General features: G+C 41.5%; 13 protein-coding genes, 1 tRNA gene and 1 pseudogene. 14 read left to right on the top strand and 1 reads right to left on the bottom strand.

All coding sequences use genetic code 11. The features are described 5' to 3' along the window. From ACH63V_RS16800 to ACH63V_RS16745, 12 genes and pseudogenes are all read left to right on the top strand, one after another. Nucleotides 1-218: pseudogene (locus tag ACH63V_RS16800) on the top strand (elongation factor Tu); the annotation flags it as partial. Nucleotides 219-278: 60 nt separating this feature from the next. Continuing rightward, nucleotides 279-354: transfer RNA gene (locus ACH63V_RS16795), tRNA-Trp, on the top strand. Nucleotides 355-429: 75 nt separating this feature from the next. Beyond that, nucleotides 430-870, top strand: a complete 441-nt coding sequence (secE, locus tag ACH63V_RS16790) for a preprotein translocase subunit SecE (protein ID WP_002157045.1) — start codon at nucleotides 430-432, stop codon at nucleotides 868-870. 7 nt (nucleotides 871-877) lie between these two features. After that, nucleotides 878-1,411, top strand: a complete 534-nt coding sequence (gene nusG, locus ACH63V_RS16785; protein WP_002115092.1) for a transcription termination/antitermination protein NusG — start codon at nucleotides 878-880, stop codon at nucleotides 1,409-1,411. 109 nt (nucleotides 1,412-1,520) lie between these two features. Further along, complete coding sequence (gene rplK, locus ACH63V_RS16780; protein WP_001074682.1) at nucleotides 1,521-1,949, top strand: 50S ribosomal protein L11; 429 nt, start codon at nucleotides 1,521-1,523, stop codon at nucleotides 1,947-1,949. Nucleotides 1,950-1,952: 3 nt separating this feature from the next. Beyond that, nucleotides 1,953-2,648, top strand: a complete 696-nt coding sequence (gene rplA, locus ACH63V_RS16775; protein ID WP_002156922.1) for a 50S ribosomal protein L1 — start codon at nucleotides 1,953-1,955, stop codon at nucleotides 2,646-2,648. A 319-nt stretch (nucleotides 2,649-2,967) separates the two neighbouring features. Then, nucleotides 2,968-3,474, top strand: a complete 507-nt coding sequence (gene rplJ / locus ACH63V_RS16770; RefSeq protein WP_002157004.1) for a 50S ribosomal protein L10 — start codon at nucleotides 2,968-2,970, stop codon at nucleotides 3,472-3,474. Nucleotides 3,475-3,516: 42 nt separating this feature from the next. Then, the gene (gene rplL / locus ACH63V_RS16765) at nucleotides 3,517-3,888 is read left to right on the top strand and encodes a 50S ribosomal protein L7/L12 (protein ID WP_174728237.1); all 372 of its coding nucleotides are present in this window, start codon (nucleotides 3,517-3,519) and stop codon (nucleotides 3,886-3,888) included. A 304-nt stretch (nucleotides 3,889-4,192) separates the two neighbouring features. Then, nucleotides 4,193-8,281: a DNA-directed RNA polymerase subunit beta gene (gene rpoB / locus ACH63V_RS16760; protein ID WP_263612767.1), complete on the top strand. Its 4,089-nt coding sequence runs from the start codon at nucleotides 4,193-4,195 to the stop codon at nucleotides 8,279-8,281. Between the two features lie 86 nt (nucleotides 8,282-8,367). Further along, nucleotides 8,368-12,561 (top strand): DNA-directed RNA polymerase subunit beta', encoded by a 4,194-nt coding sequence (gene rpoC / locus ACH63V_RS16755; RefSeq protein ID WP_311087017.1) that lies wholly within the window; start codon nucleotides 8,368-8,370, stop codon nucleotides 12,559-12,561. A 180-nt stretch (nucleotides 12,562-12,741) separates the two neighbouring features. Further along, nucleotides 12,742-13,107, top strand: a complete 366-nt coding sequence (locus tag ACH63V_RS16750) for a DNA transfer protein p32 (RefSeq protein WP_263612769.1) — start codon at nucleotides 12,742-12,744, stop codon at nucleotides 13,105-13,107. A gap of 213 nt (nucleotides 13,108-13,320) precedes the next feature. Then, complete coding sequence (locus ACH63V_RS16745; RefSeq protein WP_311070308.1) at nucleotides 13,321-13,677, top strand: DNA transfer protein p32; 357 nt, start codon at nucleotides 13,321-13,323, stop codon at nucleotides 13,675-13,677. Between the two features lie 39 nt (nucleotides 13,678-13,716). Here the strand turns inward: ACH63V_RS16745 and ACH63V_RS16740 are convergent, their stop codons facing one another. Further along, entirely contained in the window at nucleotides 13,717-14,202 is a 486-nt protein-coding gene (locus tag ACH63V_RS16740) for a DUF4442 domain-containing protein (protein ID WP_396464128.1), read from the bottom strand. 117 nt (nucleotides 14,203-14,319) lie between these two features. Here ACH63V_RS16740 and ACH63V_RS16735 point away from each other — a divergent pair, with 117 nt between their 5' ends. Both ACH63V_RS16735 and ACH63V_RS16730 read left to right on the top strand, forming a co-directional pair. Then, nucleotides 14,320-15,201: an alpha/beta fold hydrolase gene (locus ACH63V_RS16735; protein ID WP_263612772.1), complete on the top strand. Its 882-nt coding sequence runs from the start codon at nucleotides 14,320-14,322 to the stop codon at nucleotides 15,199-15,201. A 101-nt stretch (nucleotides 15,202-15,302) separates the two neighbouring features. Beyond that, nucleotides 15,303-16,727, top strand: a complete 1,425-nt coding sequence (locus tag ACH63V_RS16730) for a Na+/H+ antiporter family protein (protein ID WP_396464127.1) — start codon at nucleotides 15,303-15,305, stop codon at nucleotides 16,725-16,727. The last annotated feature ends 176 nt before the right edge of the window (nucleotides 16,728-16,903 follow it).

Here is a 16,903-nt window from a genome sequence, read left to right as displayed (position 1 = left end):
TCTTAAATGGTTACCGTCCACAGTTCTATTTCCGTACAACTGACGTAACTGGTGCGATCCAGTTGAAAGAAGGCGTTGAAATGGTAATGCCAGGTGACAACGTTGAAATGTCAGTAGAATTAATCCACCCAATCGCAATGGACCCAGGTCTACGTTTTGCGATCCGTGAAGGTGGTCGTACTGTAGGTGCTGGTGTTGTTGCGAAAGTAACTGCATAAGCATAATATAGTGACGAATTACGTCTCAAGTTGAGAGCTTTGGCTCTCAACTTGCTTTATAGGTCAGTAGTTCAATTGGTAGAGCGTCGGTCTCCAAAACCGAATGTTGGGGGTTCGAGTCCCTCCTGACCTGCCATATTTTGAAATAAAAAGCTTGATGCTGGCTTAGTTGTTCATATAATAAGTCGCGAGTTCTACGACGAGTACAAAAATGTCGAATGATAAATCGCGTGACGCATTGAGCGACGCGCCAATTCCTCAAAGAAATAATTCTGCTGAAGTTGTTCGTACTGGTTCGCCTTTAGATATTGTTCTATGGGTGATAGCAATTGCATTATTGCTCTCAGCTACCATGGTGAATCAGCATTTACCAGCGTATTGGGCCCCTGCAAATAATGTATGGGTGCGCGTTGGGGTAATTTTTGCTTGTATCGTTGTGGCTTTAGGTTTATTATACGCCACCCATCAAGGTAAAGGCTTCGTTCGTTTGCTGAAAGATGCACGAGTCGAATTGCGTCGAGTAACTTGGCCAACAAAACAAGAAACAGTCACTACATCGTGGCAGGTTCTATTGGTTGTAGTTGTTGCATCGTTAGTATTATGGTGCTTTGACTATGGTTTGGGTTGGTTAATTAAGTTGATTATCGGGTAAAAGAGCTATGAAACGTTGGTACATTATTCATGCCTACTCTGGTTATGAAAAACAAGTGATGCGTTCACTTACAGAACGAATCCAGCGTAGCGCTGTTGCCGATAGCTTTGGTGATGTCCTAGTTCCTACCGAAGAAGTGGTAGAAATGAAGGATGGTAAGAAACGTAAATCTGAGCGTAAATTCTTTCCTGGCTATGTGTTAGTTGAAATGGAAATGAATGATGATACTTGGCACATTGTTAAAGAATGTCCAAAAGTATTAGGTTTTATCGGTGGTACACCTGAAAAACCAGCGCCAATCACTCAACGTGAAGCAGATGCGATTCTTGCGCGTGTACGTAATACTGGTGAAGCTCCACGTCCTAAGACGATGTTTGAACCAGGTGAAGAATTACTCGTTATTGACGGTCCATTCACAGACTTTAAAGGTGTGGTGGAAGAGGTTCAATACGACAAGTCACGTTTAACGTTGACGATTAACGTGTTTAATCGACCAACTCAGGTTGAACTCGAATTTCGCCAAGTCGAAAAAACGATTTAATCTTAATTGGTTGAAAAGCGCCCGATTTTATCGGGCATTGTTGTTGTAACAGTATTGTTACGTAGAAATTGGGGAGCCTAACGGCGCCTGTACCCAGAGGTATTTAAAAATGGCTAAGAAGATTGACGGCTATATCAAGCTGCAAGTTCCAGCTGGTAAAGCAAATCCATCTCCACCAATTGGTCCTGCACTAGGTCAACGTGGTGTAAACATCATGGCATTCTGTAAAGAATTCAATGCTGCTACACAAAAAGTTGAACCAGGTCTTCCAATTCCTGTAGTGATTACTGTGTACAACGACAAGTCGTTCACATTCATCATGAAAACTCCTCCAGCTTCTATTCTTCTTAAGAAAGCTGCTGGTATCCAAAAGGGTTCATCTGTACCTAACAAAACTAAAGTTGGTAAGTTGACTCGTGCTCAATTAGAAGAAATCGCGACTACTAAAGAACCAGACTTAACTGGTGCTGATTTAGACGCGCGTGTTCGTACCATCGCTGGTTCTGCACGTTCTATGGGCTTGGAAGTGGAGCTATAAGACATGGCAAAGTTAACTAAACGTCAAAAAGCCATTGCTGCTGCTGTAGAAGCAAACAAAGTTTACACTTTGGAAGAAGCAGTACAGGTTCTTAACAGCTTACCTGCTGCAAAGTTCAAAGAATCTTTAGACATCTCTGTAAACCTTGGCGTAGATCCACGTAAATCTGATCAGGTTGTTCGTGGTGCTACTACATTACCTGCAGGTACTGGTAAAACTGTACGTGTAGCTGTATTTGCTCAAGGCGCTCAAGCAGAAGCTGCTAAAGAAGCTGGTGCTGATGTTGTAGGTTTTGATGACCTTGCTGAAAGCATCCAAGGTGGAAACCTTGACTTTGATGTTGTAATCGCTGCTCCAGACGCTATGCGTGTTGTTGGTAAGCTCGGTACAATTCTTGGTCCACGTGGTTTAATGCCAAACCCTAAAGTAGGTACTGTAACTCCTGATGTTGCGAATGCTGTTAAAAACGCAAAATCTGGTCAGGCTCGTTACCGTGTAGACAAAGCGGGTATTATCCACGCTGCGATTGGTCAAGTTGGCTTTGATGCTGCTGCAATCCGTCAAAACGTTGAAACTTTAGTTGCTGACTTGAAAAAGTTAAAACCTGCAACTTCTAAAGGCGTATACATCAAAAAGATCACTTTGAGCTCAACTATGGGTCCTGGTCTTACTGTTGATGTAAACAATGTTTCTAACTAAGTTTTAACTTAGTTCTGTACAGAATTTTAAAGTCCTGATTGAGTAGGTAGCAAAAATAGAAATAAGTTTCTATTTTTGCGCAGTCAAAGCAACGCTTTGACTCTTGCTTATCAGGCGGACTTTGAATTGATGAATGAGAATTTATCAGCGTCAAAGACCTCAGGCGAGAAGGTGTTATTTTCGAATAGCGACTTTTCTTAATAACTCAGCCTGCGTAGACGCGGTGGTGTGATTTGTTCCTCCTCCGCGTGTAAGTCGAAAGGCTTACGAATTGGGAGTGTGCCCATTGGGTGCATAAATCACCTTAGGAGGTTTTACAATGGCTCTTCTTATCGAAGACAAAAAACAGATCGTTTCAGAAGTAAGTGAAGTTGCTTCTAAAGCGTTTGCAGCCGTTGTTGCTGACTATCAAGGTTTAAGCGTAGAGCAATTAACAACACTTCGTGTTGAAGCTCGTAAGTTAGGTGTAACTACACGTATCGTACGTAACACTTTGGCTAAGCGCGCATTCCAAGGTACTCAATTTGATATCTTGAACGACAACCTTGTTGGTCCAACAATTCTAGGTTTTTCAACTTCTGAAGATGACATGGGTGCAGCTGCACGCTTGTTTGAAGAATTTGCAAAAACTAACAAAGCATTTGAATTAAAAGCTGCTGCATTTGACGGCAAAGTTTATCAAGGTGCTGATGTTAGCGTTATTGCTAATCTTCCAAACCAAGAGAAAGCGCTTACTATGCTTGCCTCTGTTCTTCAAGCTCCTATTTCGAAATTGGGTCGCCTCATTACAGCGCTCAAAGAGAAAAACGAGTCAGAAGCTGCTTAATCAATTTTACACACCATTCAATATCCATTTGGAGTTATTCTCATGGCTTTAACTAACGAAGAAATCTTAAACGCAGTTGCTGAAAAAACTGTTCTTGAACTTGTTGAATTAATTTCTGCTTTCGAAGAGAAATTCAACGTTTCAGCTGCAGCTGTTGCTGTTGCTGCTCCAGCTGGTGGCGCTGCTGCTGCTGCTGAAGAACAAACTGAATTCAACGTTGAGTTGACTTCTTTCGGTGCTAACAAAGTAGCTGTAATTAAAGCAGTTCGTGAAGCAACTGGCCTTGGTCTTAAAGAAGCTAAAGACCTAGTTGAAGGTGCTCCTCAAGTTCTTAAAGAAGGCGTTTCTAAAGAAGAAGGCGAAGAACTTAAGAAGAAACTTGAAGAAGCTGGTGCTACAGTTACACTTAAGTAATTGTAAAAGGAGTCGGTTTTTAAATCGGCTCCATAAAATGGCTGATGGCTCTTGGGTCATCAGCCTTTTTGCGTTACAATAATCGGCTCGATTTTTGTTAGTTTTGTTTGATTTTTAGAAAAATCTAAATAAAACAAGAAATTTCAAATGCTTACCAATATTTTTCATTTTTAAAAATATTGTTAAGCGTTTTTATACCACTAAAAATTGCAGCATTTGTAAACAGTGGTGGCCATATCGGCCTGCGTAATTCCTTCTGAGCCCGTTCTGCAGGCGGGCTTAGTTTACTTTCCGAGGACTCCAGATGGCATACTCATATACCGAAAAGAAACGGATCCGTAAGAATTTTGGTAAATTGCCCCAAGTAATGGATGCACCGTACTTATTATCGATTCAGGTCGATTCGTACAGAACATTCTTGCAAGATGGCAAAACTCCAAAAAACCGCGAAGATATCGGTCTCCAAGCCGCATTTCGTTCAGTTTTTCCTATCGAAAGTTATTCTGGCAATGCTGCTTTAGAATTTGTTGAGTATAGCCTTGGTAAACCTGAGTTCGATGTACGCGAATGTATTCTTCGTGGTTCGACTTATGCGGCACCAATGCGCGTTAAAATTCGTTTGATTATTAAAGATCGCGAAACTAAATCAATTAAAGACGTACGTGAACAAGAAGTCTATATGGGTGAAATCCCACTGATGACTGAAAATGGTACCTTTGTTATCAATGGTACTGAGCGTGTAATCGTATCTCAATTACACCGTTCACCAGGCGTGTTCTTTGATCATGACAAAGGTAAGACTCACTCAAGTGGTAAAGTGTTGTATTCAGCACGTATCATTCCTTACCGTGGTTCATGGTTAGACTTTGAATTTGATGCAAAAGACCTTGTTTACGTACGTATTGACCGTCGTCGTAAATTACTTGCTACTGTTGTGTTACGTGCACTAGGTTATAACAATGAACAAATCTTGAATTTGTTCTACGAAAAAGTACCTGTGTATCTTGACATGGGCAGTTATCAAATTGACCTTGTTCCTGAGCGTTTACGTGGTGAAATGGCTCAATTTGATATTGCTGACAATGAAGGTAAAGTCATTGTTGAGCAAGGTAAACGTATTAATGCGCGTCACGTACGTCAAATGGAAGCTGCAGGTTTAACTAAACTTTCAGTTCCTGATGAATACTTATATGAGCGTATTACTGCTGAAGACATTACTTTACGTGATGGTGAAGTGATTGCTGCGAATACGTTGTTAAGCCATGAAGTAATGGTGAAGTTGGCAGAAGGTGGTGTTAAGCAATTTAACATCCTGTTCACGAACGACATCGACCGTGGTTCTTTTGTTGCTGATACATTACGTGCAGACACAACAGCGGGACGTGAAGAAGCATTAGTAGAAATTTACAAAGTAATGCGTCCGGGCGAGCCACCAACAAAAGAAGCTGCTGAAAACTTGTTCAATAACTTGTTCTTCTCTTCTGAGCGTTATGACTTATCTCCAGTAGGTCGTATGAAGTTCAACCGTCGTTTAGGTCGTCCTTACGAAGTTGGTACTGACCAGAAGTCACGTGAAGTTGAAGGTATTTTATCGCACGAAGATATTATCGATGTATTACGTACATTGGTTGAAATCCGTAACGGTAAAGGTGAAGTGGACGATATCGACCACTTGGGTAACCGTCGTGTACGTTCTGTTGGTGAAATGACAGAGAACCAATTCCGTGTTGGTTTGGTTCGTGTTGAGCGTGCTGTTAAAGAACGTTTAAGCCAAGCAGAAACAGATAACTTGTCTCCACAAGACTTGATTAACGCTAAACCAGTTGCTGCTGCAATCAAAGAATTCTTTGGTTCAAGCCAGTTATCTCAGTTCATGGACCAAAACAACCCATTATCTGAGATTACACATAAGCGTCGTGTATCTGCGCTTGGTCCTGGTGGTTTAACACGTGAGCGTGCAGGCTTCGAAGTACGTGACGTACATCAAACTCACTATGGCCGTGTTTGTCCAATTGAAACTCCTGAAGGTCCAAACATTGGTTTGATTAACTCGCTTTCTGTATATGCAAAAGCGAATGACTTCGGTTTCTTGGAAACTCCATACCGTAGAGTAGTAGATGGTCGTGTAACTGATGCAGTTGAATATTTATCTGCTATTGAAGAAGTAGGTACTGTTATTGCACAGGCCGACTCTGCTGTAGATAAAGATGGCAACTTAACAGAAGAATTCGTTTCTGTTCGTCATCAAGGTGAATTCGTACGTATGCCACCTGAAAAAGTGACGCATATGGACGTTTCTGCACAACAGGTTGTATCTGTTGCTGCATCACTTATTCCATTCCTTGAACACGATGACGCGAACCGTGCATTGATGGGTTCGAACATGCAACGTCAGGCTGTTCCTACTTTACGTGCTGACAAGCCACTTGTCGGTACAGGTATGGAAGCGAACGTAGCGCGTGACTCAGGTGTGTGTGTAATCGCAAACCGTGGTGGTGCAATTGAATATGTAGATGCTTCTCGTATCGTTATTCGTGTAAACGAAGATGAAATGGTTGCAGGTGAGGCAGGTGTAGATATCTATAACCTCATCAAATATACACGTTCGAACCAAAATACTTGTATTAACCAAAATGTTATCGTGAATTTGGGCGACAAAGTTGCTCGTGGTGACATCTTGGCAGACGGTCCATCAACAGACATGGGTGAACTTGCGCTTGGTCAAAACATGCGTGTAGCGTTCATGACATGGAATGGTTACAACTACGAAGACTCGATCTTATTATCTGAGCGTGTTCTTCAAGAAGACCGTTTAACTTCTATTCATATTCAAGAATTGTCATGTGTAGCACGTGATACTAAGTTAGGTGCAGAAGAAATTACTGCCGATATTCCTAACGTAGGTGAAGCTGCGCTTTCTAAACTTGATGAATCAGGTATCGTTTATATCGGTGCTGAAGTTACTGCTGGTGACATCTTAGTTGGTAAAGTAACGCCTAAAGGTGAAACTCAGTTAACTCCTGAAGAAAAATTGCTTCGCGCAATCTTTGGTGAAAAAGCTGCTGACGTTAAAGATTCATCTTTACGTGTTCCATCTGGTACTAAAGGTACAGTTATCGACGTTCAAGTCTTCACTCGTGATGGCTTAGAGAAAGATGACCGTGCATTAGCGATTGAAAAAGCACAGCTTGATTCTTACCGTAAAGACTTGAAAGAAGAATACAAAATCTTCGAAGAAGCGGCTCGTGAGCGTGTAATTCGTTTACTTAAAGGCCAAGAGTCTAATGGCGGTGGTTCAACTAAACGTGGTGATAAACTTTCTGAAGATTTATTGTCTGGTTTAGAGCTTGTTGATTTACTTGAAATTCAACCGACAGATGAAGCAATCGCTGAGCGTTTAACTCAAATTCAAGTGTTCTTGAAAGAGAAGAGCGCAGAAATCGATGAGAAATTCGCTGAGAAGAAACGTAAGCTTGCAACAGGTGATGAGTTAACAACTGGTGTATTGAAAGTTGTTAAGGTTTACTTAGCTGTTAAACGTCGTATTCAGCCTGGTGATAAGATGGCTGGTCGTCACGGTAACAAGGGTGTTGTATCTAACATCTTACCTGTTGAAGACATGCCACACGATGCGAACGGTGTACCGGTAGATATCGTATTGAACCCGTTGGGCGTACCATCTCGTATGAACGTGGGTCAGATTCTTGAGACTCACTTGGGTATGGCTGCTAAAGGGCTTGGTGACAAAATCGAAAAAATGTTGAAAGAACAGCGTACAGTTTTAGAGCTACGCGAATTCTTAGACAAGATTTATAACAAAGTCGGTGGCGAGCAAGAAGATCTTGATAGCTTGACTGATGATGAAATCCTAGCACTTTCAGGCAACTTACGTGCTGGTGTTCCTTTGGCTACTCCTGTATTTGATGGTGCTGAAGAAAGTCAAATTAAAGATTTACTTGAATTGGCTGACATTTCACGTACAGGTCAAACAGTATTGTTTGACGGACGTACAGGTGAACAGTTTGACCGTCCAGTAACTGTTGGTTACATGTACATGTTGAAGTTGAACCACTTGGTTGATGACAAGATGCATGCACGTTCAACTGGTTCTTACTCATTAGTTACACAACAACCGCTTGGTGGTAAAGCACAATTCGGTGGTCAGCGTTTCGGTGAGATGGAAGTATGGGCACTTGAAGCATACGGTGCAGCATATACACTTCAAGAAATGCTCACAGTGAAGTCGGATGACGTTGAAGGACGTACTCGCATCTATAAGAATATTGTAGATGGTAACCATTATATGGATCCGGGTATGCCTGAATCGTTCAACGTATTGACCAAAGAGATCCGTTCTTTAGGTATCAACATTGAACTGAAAAATGGTGACTAAGTCGTAAGACTCACGATTTTTTAGGAAAAAACAATATTTGTGACCCAGTCGGGTAAGCGAGGCTTCCCGACACACGGAGAAAAAAATTGAAAGACTTGCTCGATATCATGCGTAAGAAAACGGATTCAGATGGTCATGCACCAGTTGAGTTCGACCGTATCCGTATTGGTCTTGCGTCACCAGAAATGATTAAGTCATGGTCTCATGGTGAAGTTAAAAAGCCTGAGACAATCAACTATCGTACGTTCAAGCCAGAACGTGACGGTTTATTCTGTGCCAAAATCTTTGGTCCAGTAAAAGATTACGAATGCTTGTGTGGTAAATACAAGCGTATGAAATACAAAGGCGTCATTTGTGAAAAATGTGGCGTTGAAGTAACTACAGCAAAAGTTCGTCGTGAACGTATGGGTCACATTGAACTTGCTTCTCCAGTTGCGCATATCTGGTTCTTAAAATCGTTACCTAGCCGTATCGGTTTATTACTTGATATGACACTTCGTGATATCGAACGTGTATTGTATTTCGAATCATACGTTGTTACTGATCCTGGTATGACGCCATTCGAAAAGTATCAACTTCTTAACGATGAAGAATACTTTACAGCTTTAGAAGAGCACGGTGACGAGTTCGTTGCGAAAATGGGTGCGGAAGCAGTTCAAGACTTGTTGAAAGACATTGATCTTGAAGCTGAAATTGCACGTTTACGTGAAGAAATTCCTCAAACAACTTCTGAAACGAAGTTGAAAAAAGCATCTAAACGCTTGAAATTGATGGAAGCTTTCAAAGACTCGAACAACAAGCCAGAATGGATGGTAATGAATGTACTTCCGGTGCTTCCACCAGATTTACGTCCATTAGTTCCACTTGAAGGTGGTCGTTTCGCGACTTCTGACTTGAACGATTTATATCGTCGTGTGATTAACCGTAACAACCGTTTGAAGCGTCTTCTTGACCTTGCAGCGCCAGACATTATCGTACGTAACGAAAAACGTATGTTACAAGAGTCTGTAGATGCATTGCTTGATAACGGTCGTCGTGGTCGCGCAATCACTGGTTCTAACAAACGCCCATTAAAATCTTTGGCAGACATGATCAAAGGTAAACAAGGTCGTTTCCGTCAGAACTTGTTAGGTAAGCGTGTAGACTACTCTGGTCGTTCGGTAATTACAGTAGGTCCTACTTTACGTCTTCACCAATGTGGTCTTCCGAAGAAAATGGCGCTTGAATTATTCAAACCATTTATTTTCGCGAAACTACAAGCTTCAGGTCAGGCAACAACCATTAAAGCTGCGAAGAAAATGGTTGAGCGTGAGACTCCAGAAGTTTGGGACGTTCTTGCATCTGTAATTCGTCAACATCCAGTTATGTTGAACCGTGCGCCAACACTTCACCGTTTAGGTCTTCAAGCATTTGAACCTATTCTTATTGAAGGTAAGGCAATCCGTCTTCACCCACTCGTTTGTGCTGCGTTCAACGCCGACTTCGACGGTGACCAAATGGCGGTACACGTTCCATTGACACTTGAAGCACAGTTAGAAGCTCGTGCATTGATGATGTCAACGAACAACATCTTGTCACCTGCAAACGGTGAGCCAATCATCGTTCCTTCTCAAGACGTTGTCTTGGGTCTTTACTACATCACTCGTGATGCAGTAAATGCGAAAGGTGAAGGCATGGTGTTTGCGGATACTCACGAAGTAAACCGTGCACTTGCAACTGGTCAAGTTGCGATTCATGCGCGTGTTAAAGTGCGTGTGCATCAAACCGTTATCAATGAAAATGGTGAACGTGAACACCAAACGATTATCGTTGATACAACACCAGGTCGTTGCTTACTTTGGGAAGTTGTTCCACAAGGTTTAAGTTTTGACATGATCAACCTTGAGATGACTAAAAAGAACATCTCTAAGTTAATCAACTCTTGCTACCGTAAACTTGGTTTGAAAGATACTGTTATCTTCGCTGACCAGTTAATGTACTTGGGCTTCCGTCAAGCGACTCGTTCAGGTGTATCTGTAGGTATGGAAGACATGTTAATTCCACCTACGAAACACACAATTATTGATAAAGCGGAAACAGAAGTTCGTGAAATCGAACAACAGTTCGAACAAGGTTTCGTAACTGCTGGTGAACGTTATAACAAAGTTGTCGATATCTGGGCGCGTACAAACGACCAAGTTGCGAAAGCGATGATGGATAACTTGTCTTACACTGTTGTTAAAAACAAACAAGGTGAAGACGAGAAGCAAAAATCATTCAATAGTATCTATATGATGTCTGACTCTGGTGCCCGTGGTAGTGCGGCACAGATTCGTCAGCTTGCTGGTATGCGTGGTTTGATGGCAAAACCGGATGGCTCGATTATTGAGACACCGATTAAAGCGAACTTCCGTGAAGGTTTGACAGTACTTCAGTACTTTATTTCAACACACGGTGCGCGTAAAGGTTTGGCCGATACAGCATTAAAAACTGCGAACTCTGGTTACTTGACTCGTCGTCTTGTAGATGTAGCGCAAGATTTAGTAATTACCGAGCCTGACTGTGGTACAGCGGGTGGTTTGGTAATGACTCCATTCATTCAAGGTGGTGATGTCATCGAGCCATTACGTGACCGCGTATTAGGTCGTGTAACTGCTGAAGATGTACGTCGTGCGTCTGATGATGAAGTTGTATTACCTCGCGGTACGTTAATTGACGAGAAAATCGCAGCTCAGCTTGAAGAAGCTGGTGTCGATGAAGTTAAAGTACGTTCAGTAATCGCATGTGAATCTACATTCGGTGTATGTGCTCGTTGTTATGGTCGTGACCTTGCACGTGGTCACTTGGTGAACCCAGGTGAATCAGTAGGTGTAATGGCTGCGCAATCAATTGGTGAGCCAGGTACACAGTTAACAATGCGTACGTTCCACGTAGGTGGTGCTGCGAGCCGAACGTCTGCTGCAAACAGTGTTCAAGTACGTAACAAAGGTACTGTACGTTTCCACAACGTGAAAACTGTACAACACGCGAAAGGTCACTTGGTTTCAGTTTCACGTTCAGGTGAAATTGGTATTGCCGATGAGTTAGGCCGTGAGCGTGAGCGTTATAAACTTCCTTACGGTGCAAGCATCTTGTTGAAAGATGGTGAAGTCGTCGAGGCAGGTGGTATCGTTGCAACTTGGGATCCGCATACACATCCATTAGTAACAGAAGTTGCTGGTAAAGCACGTTTCAGCCAAATCGCTGATGGTGTAACTGCAACATCGAAAACTGATGATGCAACTGGTATGACAACTGTTGAAATCTTGCCTGTAACAGCACGTCCTGCTTCTGGTAAAGATTTACGTCCAGCAATCGTATTGGATACGGCTGATGGTGGTGAACAGTTCTACTTCTTACCACAAAACACGATTGTTACCGTTCGTGATGGCGAAACAATTGGTGTGGGTGACGTTATTGGTCGTGTACCACAAGAATCTTCACGTACTCGTGATATTACCGGTGGTCTTCCACGTGTTGCTGACTTGTTCGAAGCACGTAAGCCGAAAGAACACGCGATCTTGGCAGAAGTGTCTGGTATCGTAAGCTTTGGTAAAGAGACTAAAGGTAAGAACCGTTTAGTAATTACTCCAGATGACGGTTCTGAAATTTACGAAGAGTTGATTCCTAAATGGCGTCAAATCAACGTGTTTGAAGGTGAGCATGTGAACCGTGGTGAAACCATTTCTGATGGTCCACAAAACCCACATGACATCTTACGCTTGAAAGGTGAAGTTGCTTTAACTAACTACATCGTGAACGAAGTGCAAGACGTTTACCGTCTCCAAGGTGTAAAAATCAACGACAAGCACATTGAAGTTATCGTACGTCAAATGTTGCGTAAAGTTGATATCATCGATGGTGGTGATACAAGCTTCATTAAAGGTGAACAAGTGGATTACATCCGCGTTGTTCAAGAGAACCAAGCTGTCTTGGCTCAGAACAAGTTCCCTGCGAAGTTTGAACGTCAATTGATGGGTATTACGAAAGCATCGCTTTCTACTGACTCGTTCATCTCTGCTGCATCGTTCCAGGAAACAACTCGTGTGTTAACTGAAGCTGCTGTAACAGGTAAAGAAGATGATTTACGTGGCTTGAAAGAAAACGTTGTTGTGGGTCGCTTGATTCCAGCTGGTACTGGTCTTGCATACCACTTAGAGCGTCGTCGTCAAGAAGCAGAAGCTGCAGAACATGAGCTTCATAATGACTTCAGCGAAGTAGACCAAGCATTCAGCCAAGCATTAAACTCAGAGCAATTCTAAGTTTAGACTGGCAATAAAAAAGGCACCTCAGGGTGCCTTTTTTATTTATATTCATTTTTAACAATTAAAAGTTGTAATTACATAAACACAGTAAAGAGCCATTATTTTATTACTTAAGCGGGATAAAGACTCCACAAAAACACATTAGCCTACCTGCTTATGAAGACTGGAGTAAATCGAATGAAAAAAATGATGATGATTGCAGGTGTGGGTTTGATGTCAACCACGCTATTTGTCGGTTGCCAAAATGCAAGTCCAGAAAGCAAACGTATTGGTTCAGCCGCTATTGGCGGTGGTGCAGGTGGTGCAGTCGGTAAACATGTGGGCGGTAATATTGGTGCAGGCTTAGGCGCGGCGCTTGGCGCAGGTGTGGCAGCGAATGCAAAAGGGTCTAGCAGTAAAACTGTACGTAATAGTGCAATTGGTGCCGGTGTTGGTGCTATCTTGGGTGGCGCAATCATTGGTGGTGATTCAGGCGCTGCTGCAGGAGGAGCACTTGGTGGTAGTGCAGGCGCGGCGTATGAAGAGAAAAAAGGGAAATACTAAAATTACCCTTTAAGATATTTAAAAATGAAGCTCTTATTTAATGAAGAGCTTCTTTTTTGTTTTCTTAGTAGATTGAAATTTAAATAATTAACTTTACATAGAAGGCTTTTACAAAATATCAATCGATTGCCACAGTGCGATAACACAAACTGATCAAATTACTCATAAAAGAAGATTATGCTTTGATAAGAGCACAAAGGAGTGAGTACGGTCATGAAAAAAACAATTGGTTTAATTTCTACTTTAATGTTATCTGCATTTATGTTCACTGGTTGTCAGAATATGAGTCCATCTGACCAGCGCATTGGCGCAGCTGCATTAGGCGGTGCTGTTGGTGGTGGAGTTGGTAACCATGTGGGTGGTGGTATAGGTGCGGGTGTCGGTGCAGCCGCAGGTGCTGGTGTAGGTTCAAATAGCCAAGGCGGTAGTAAGCAAACCACGACCAAGAGTGCGATCGGAGCTGGTATCGGTTCTGTGGTAGGTAAAGCAATATTGGGTGGTGATACAGGTGCTGCAATTGGGGGCGCAATTGGTGGTGGTGCCGGTGCTGCGATTGAAGAAAAGAAATAAAGTTTACTGATATAAAATAAGCGCCTTAGAGCGCTTATTTTATTGTTGAAAAGCTTTTGCTTTTTTACGGCGAATGTAGAGGGTCTTTTGCACTTCAGCAATTCTCACGCCCGATTCATCAAAAATATTTAGATGATATGTTCTGAGTACAGGAGCATAGTTTTCGGCGAGTTCTCGAATCTGTTCAATTTCTGCTAAATCAACTCGGATGTCCGCATAAACAGTACTTCGACCAGGTGATAAAAAATTAATCTCAGCCACTTTATCCCAAACAATGTATTTTGATCCTAAGTGATGCATAAGAATCAGCATATAAAAGGGGTCAACCATCGAGTAAAGACTTCCACCAAAATGAGTACCTACCAGATTTTGATTTTTCCAGGTCAGCGGCATTTTTACCCGAACATGACAAAGTTCTAAGTTCATGACTTCAATATAAATCCCTGCCCCACGATAAGGTGGGTAGTGGTTAAATAAGAATTTAGAAATTGAAGGAATGTTCTGAAGTTTTTTTAAAATAGCCATAATAGTCAATTTTTTTTATTGCAACACTAGTCATACTAGATAAGTATCATCTTTTTTATATTGATGGCAATGCTTTATCCGATTAACGACATGATCGATTGAAAAACAAAATAGGAAATGATTATGCAGCCAAAGATTTATACAGTAACAACAAGTGACCAACAAACGCTTTGTGCCAAGGCTTGGGGCGATGAGAAAAATACTCCATTAGTTTTAGTACATGGTTATCCTGATAATCAGGAAGTATGGGAATCGGTCATTGAGCATTTAATCAATGATTTTTATATTGTTACTTATGATGTCCGTGGAGCGGGCTTGTCATCTATTCCTAAACGAATACGAGATTATCGTTTAGAGCGTTTATCTTTAGATTTACAAGAAGTCGTCGATGAAGTACTCCCAAATCGACAGTTCCATATGGCCGCACATGATTGGGGTTCAATTCAGTCTTGGGAGTCTGCAACTGAACCTAAATTTAAAGGCCGCTTGTTATCTTACACGACCATCTCTGGTCCTTGTTTAGATCACGCTGCACTGTTCTTAAGAGATAAATTTAAAACAGATCCTGCAAAGATCTTAAAAATATTAACGAAATCATGGTATATCGGTGCGTTCCATTTACCATTAATTGCTCCAACAGTATGGTCTCTGTTTAGTCCAGAAAAATGGGGCAAAATATTAAAAGACTTAGAACGAAAAGATAATTTACCGTTAAATAGTAATATTTCTGCTGACGGTAAGTACGGAATTAATTTATATCGTGCGAATTTTATACCTCGCTTAACAGCGCCTCGCCAGCGTTATGCACAGTGTCCAGTTAAAGCAATAATTTTAAAATACGATACTTTTGTGAGTCCTGAATATATTACGGAAGCAATGCCAAAATGGGTTGAAAACTTTGAGTATGTTGAGCTTGAAGCAAACCATTGGGCGATTCTGAGTCAGGCTGAAAAAGTGGCAGGCCATATTCGTCAGTTTATTCAATCACAAAGTAAATAAGTGACTGTTTAATATACAAAACTGCTAATTCGGCGATATTTTCGGCTTCGTAGATACGAATCTGATAGAATATCGCCTTTTGTTTTGTTCTGAATTTGTTCATGAATGCTGTTGTTGTGGCGATTGCTGTGATGTTTTTACTCTCACTAGCACGCGTTTCTGTCGTATTGACATTAGTGGTCTCTGCCATTGTTGGTGGTCTTGTCGCGGGTTTAAGTCTTTCTCAAACGGTTGAAGCTTTTAATGCAGGTCTAGGTGATGGTGCCGAAGTTGCTCTCGCTTATGCCGTATTAGGCGCATTTGCACTTGCTCTTTCTAAATCAGGTTTACCCGACCTGCTTGCTCACAAGCTTATTGGTCTTTTGGGAATGGAAGCGGGGAAAAGCCGTGAAACCAAAGTAAAATATTTACTCTTAGGTATTTTACTGATTGCTGCCATTTTCTCTCAAAACCTGATACCAGTTCATATTGCATTTATTCCTGTACTTGTACCGCCATTATTACGAGTCATGAACCATTTAAAACTAGATCGCCGCGCAGCAGCTTGTGTTTTGACTTTAGGTTTAGTGGGTACCTATATTTTTCTACCTGTCGGCTTTGGTGCGATTTTCCTTGAACAAATCTTAATGGGAAATATCAACAAAATTGGTGCTGCTTATGGCTTACATGTAGAACGAGGCATGATGCCAATTGGCATGGCAATTCCAGTTCTAGGAATGGTTTTAGGTACTTTGGTTGCGGTGTTTATTAGTTACCGTAAGCCAAGAATTTATGCAGATCGTACCATTACCTCTGTAACCACCATCGATTTAGATAAACCTCTGCGTGCAACAGCGCAAGATGAAACAGCAGATCTAAAAGCAGATGCAGAAGAACTTAAACATGAAGCAGAGCAAGGCCCTGTTATTGCTAAGAAAACAATTTTCATGGCTTTACTGGCGATAGGCCTCACTTTAGTTGCACAGCTTTATTCTGGCTCAATGATTTTGGGTGGTTTAGTAGGCTTTGCGGTTTTGTCTACAGCAGGCATTTTTAAGTGGCAAGATGCAGATGATGTCTTTGTACAAGGCATGCGAATGATGGCTCTAGTGGGCTTTATTATGATCTCCGCTGCGGGTTTCGCTTCAGTCATGACGCATACTGGGGATATCAATCAACTGGTAAAAGGTGTGGTTGAAATCATTGGGGATAATCGTGCGCTTGCAGCTTTCTTAATGCTTTGTATTGGTTTATTTGTCACGATTGGTATTGGTTCATCTTTCTCAAGTGTTCCTGTTTTAGCAGTTATTTATGTGCCTTTATGTGTACAGTTTGGTTTCTCGCCATTAGCAACGATTGCATTGATTGGAACAGCAGCAGCTTTAGGTGATGCAGGGTCTCCAGCTTCCGATTCAACACTAGGGCCTACAGCTGGCTTAGGAGTAGATGGGCAGCATGACCATATTTGGGATACTGTGATTCCAACATTTATCCATTTTAATATTCCTCTACTCATTTTTGGTTGGATTGCAGCCATGGTTTTATAAGTTTTTATAATATATTGAATTAAAACCTCCTTAATAATTATCTAAAGATAAGCATTAAGGAGGTTTTTTATGTTGTAAATAAAATATGCATTTAAAATAAATTATATTAAAATACTCGGAATTTAAAGTATATTAAAAAGGTTGGTTATATAAAATAATTCTGATTAATTAAGTTG

The organism is Acinetobacter sp. ABJ-A23_2 (genome assembly GCF_044538765.1).
GTDB classification, from domain to species: Bacteria; Pseudomonadota; Gammaproteobacteria; order Pseudomonadales; family Moraxellaceae; genus Acinetobacter; species Acinetobacter nosocomialis_A.
This window is presented reverse-complemented; position numbering and strand designations above follow the sequence as displayed.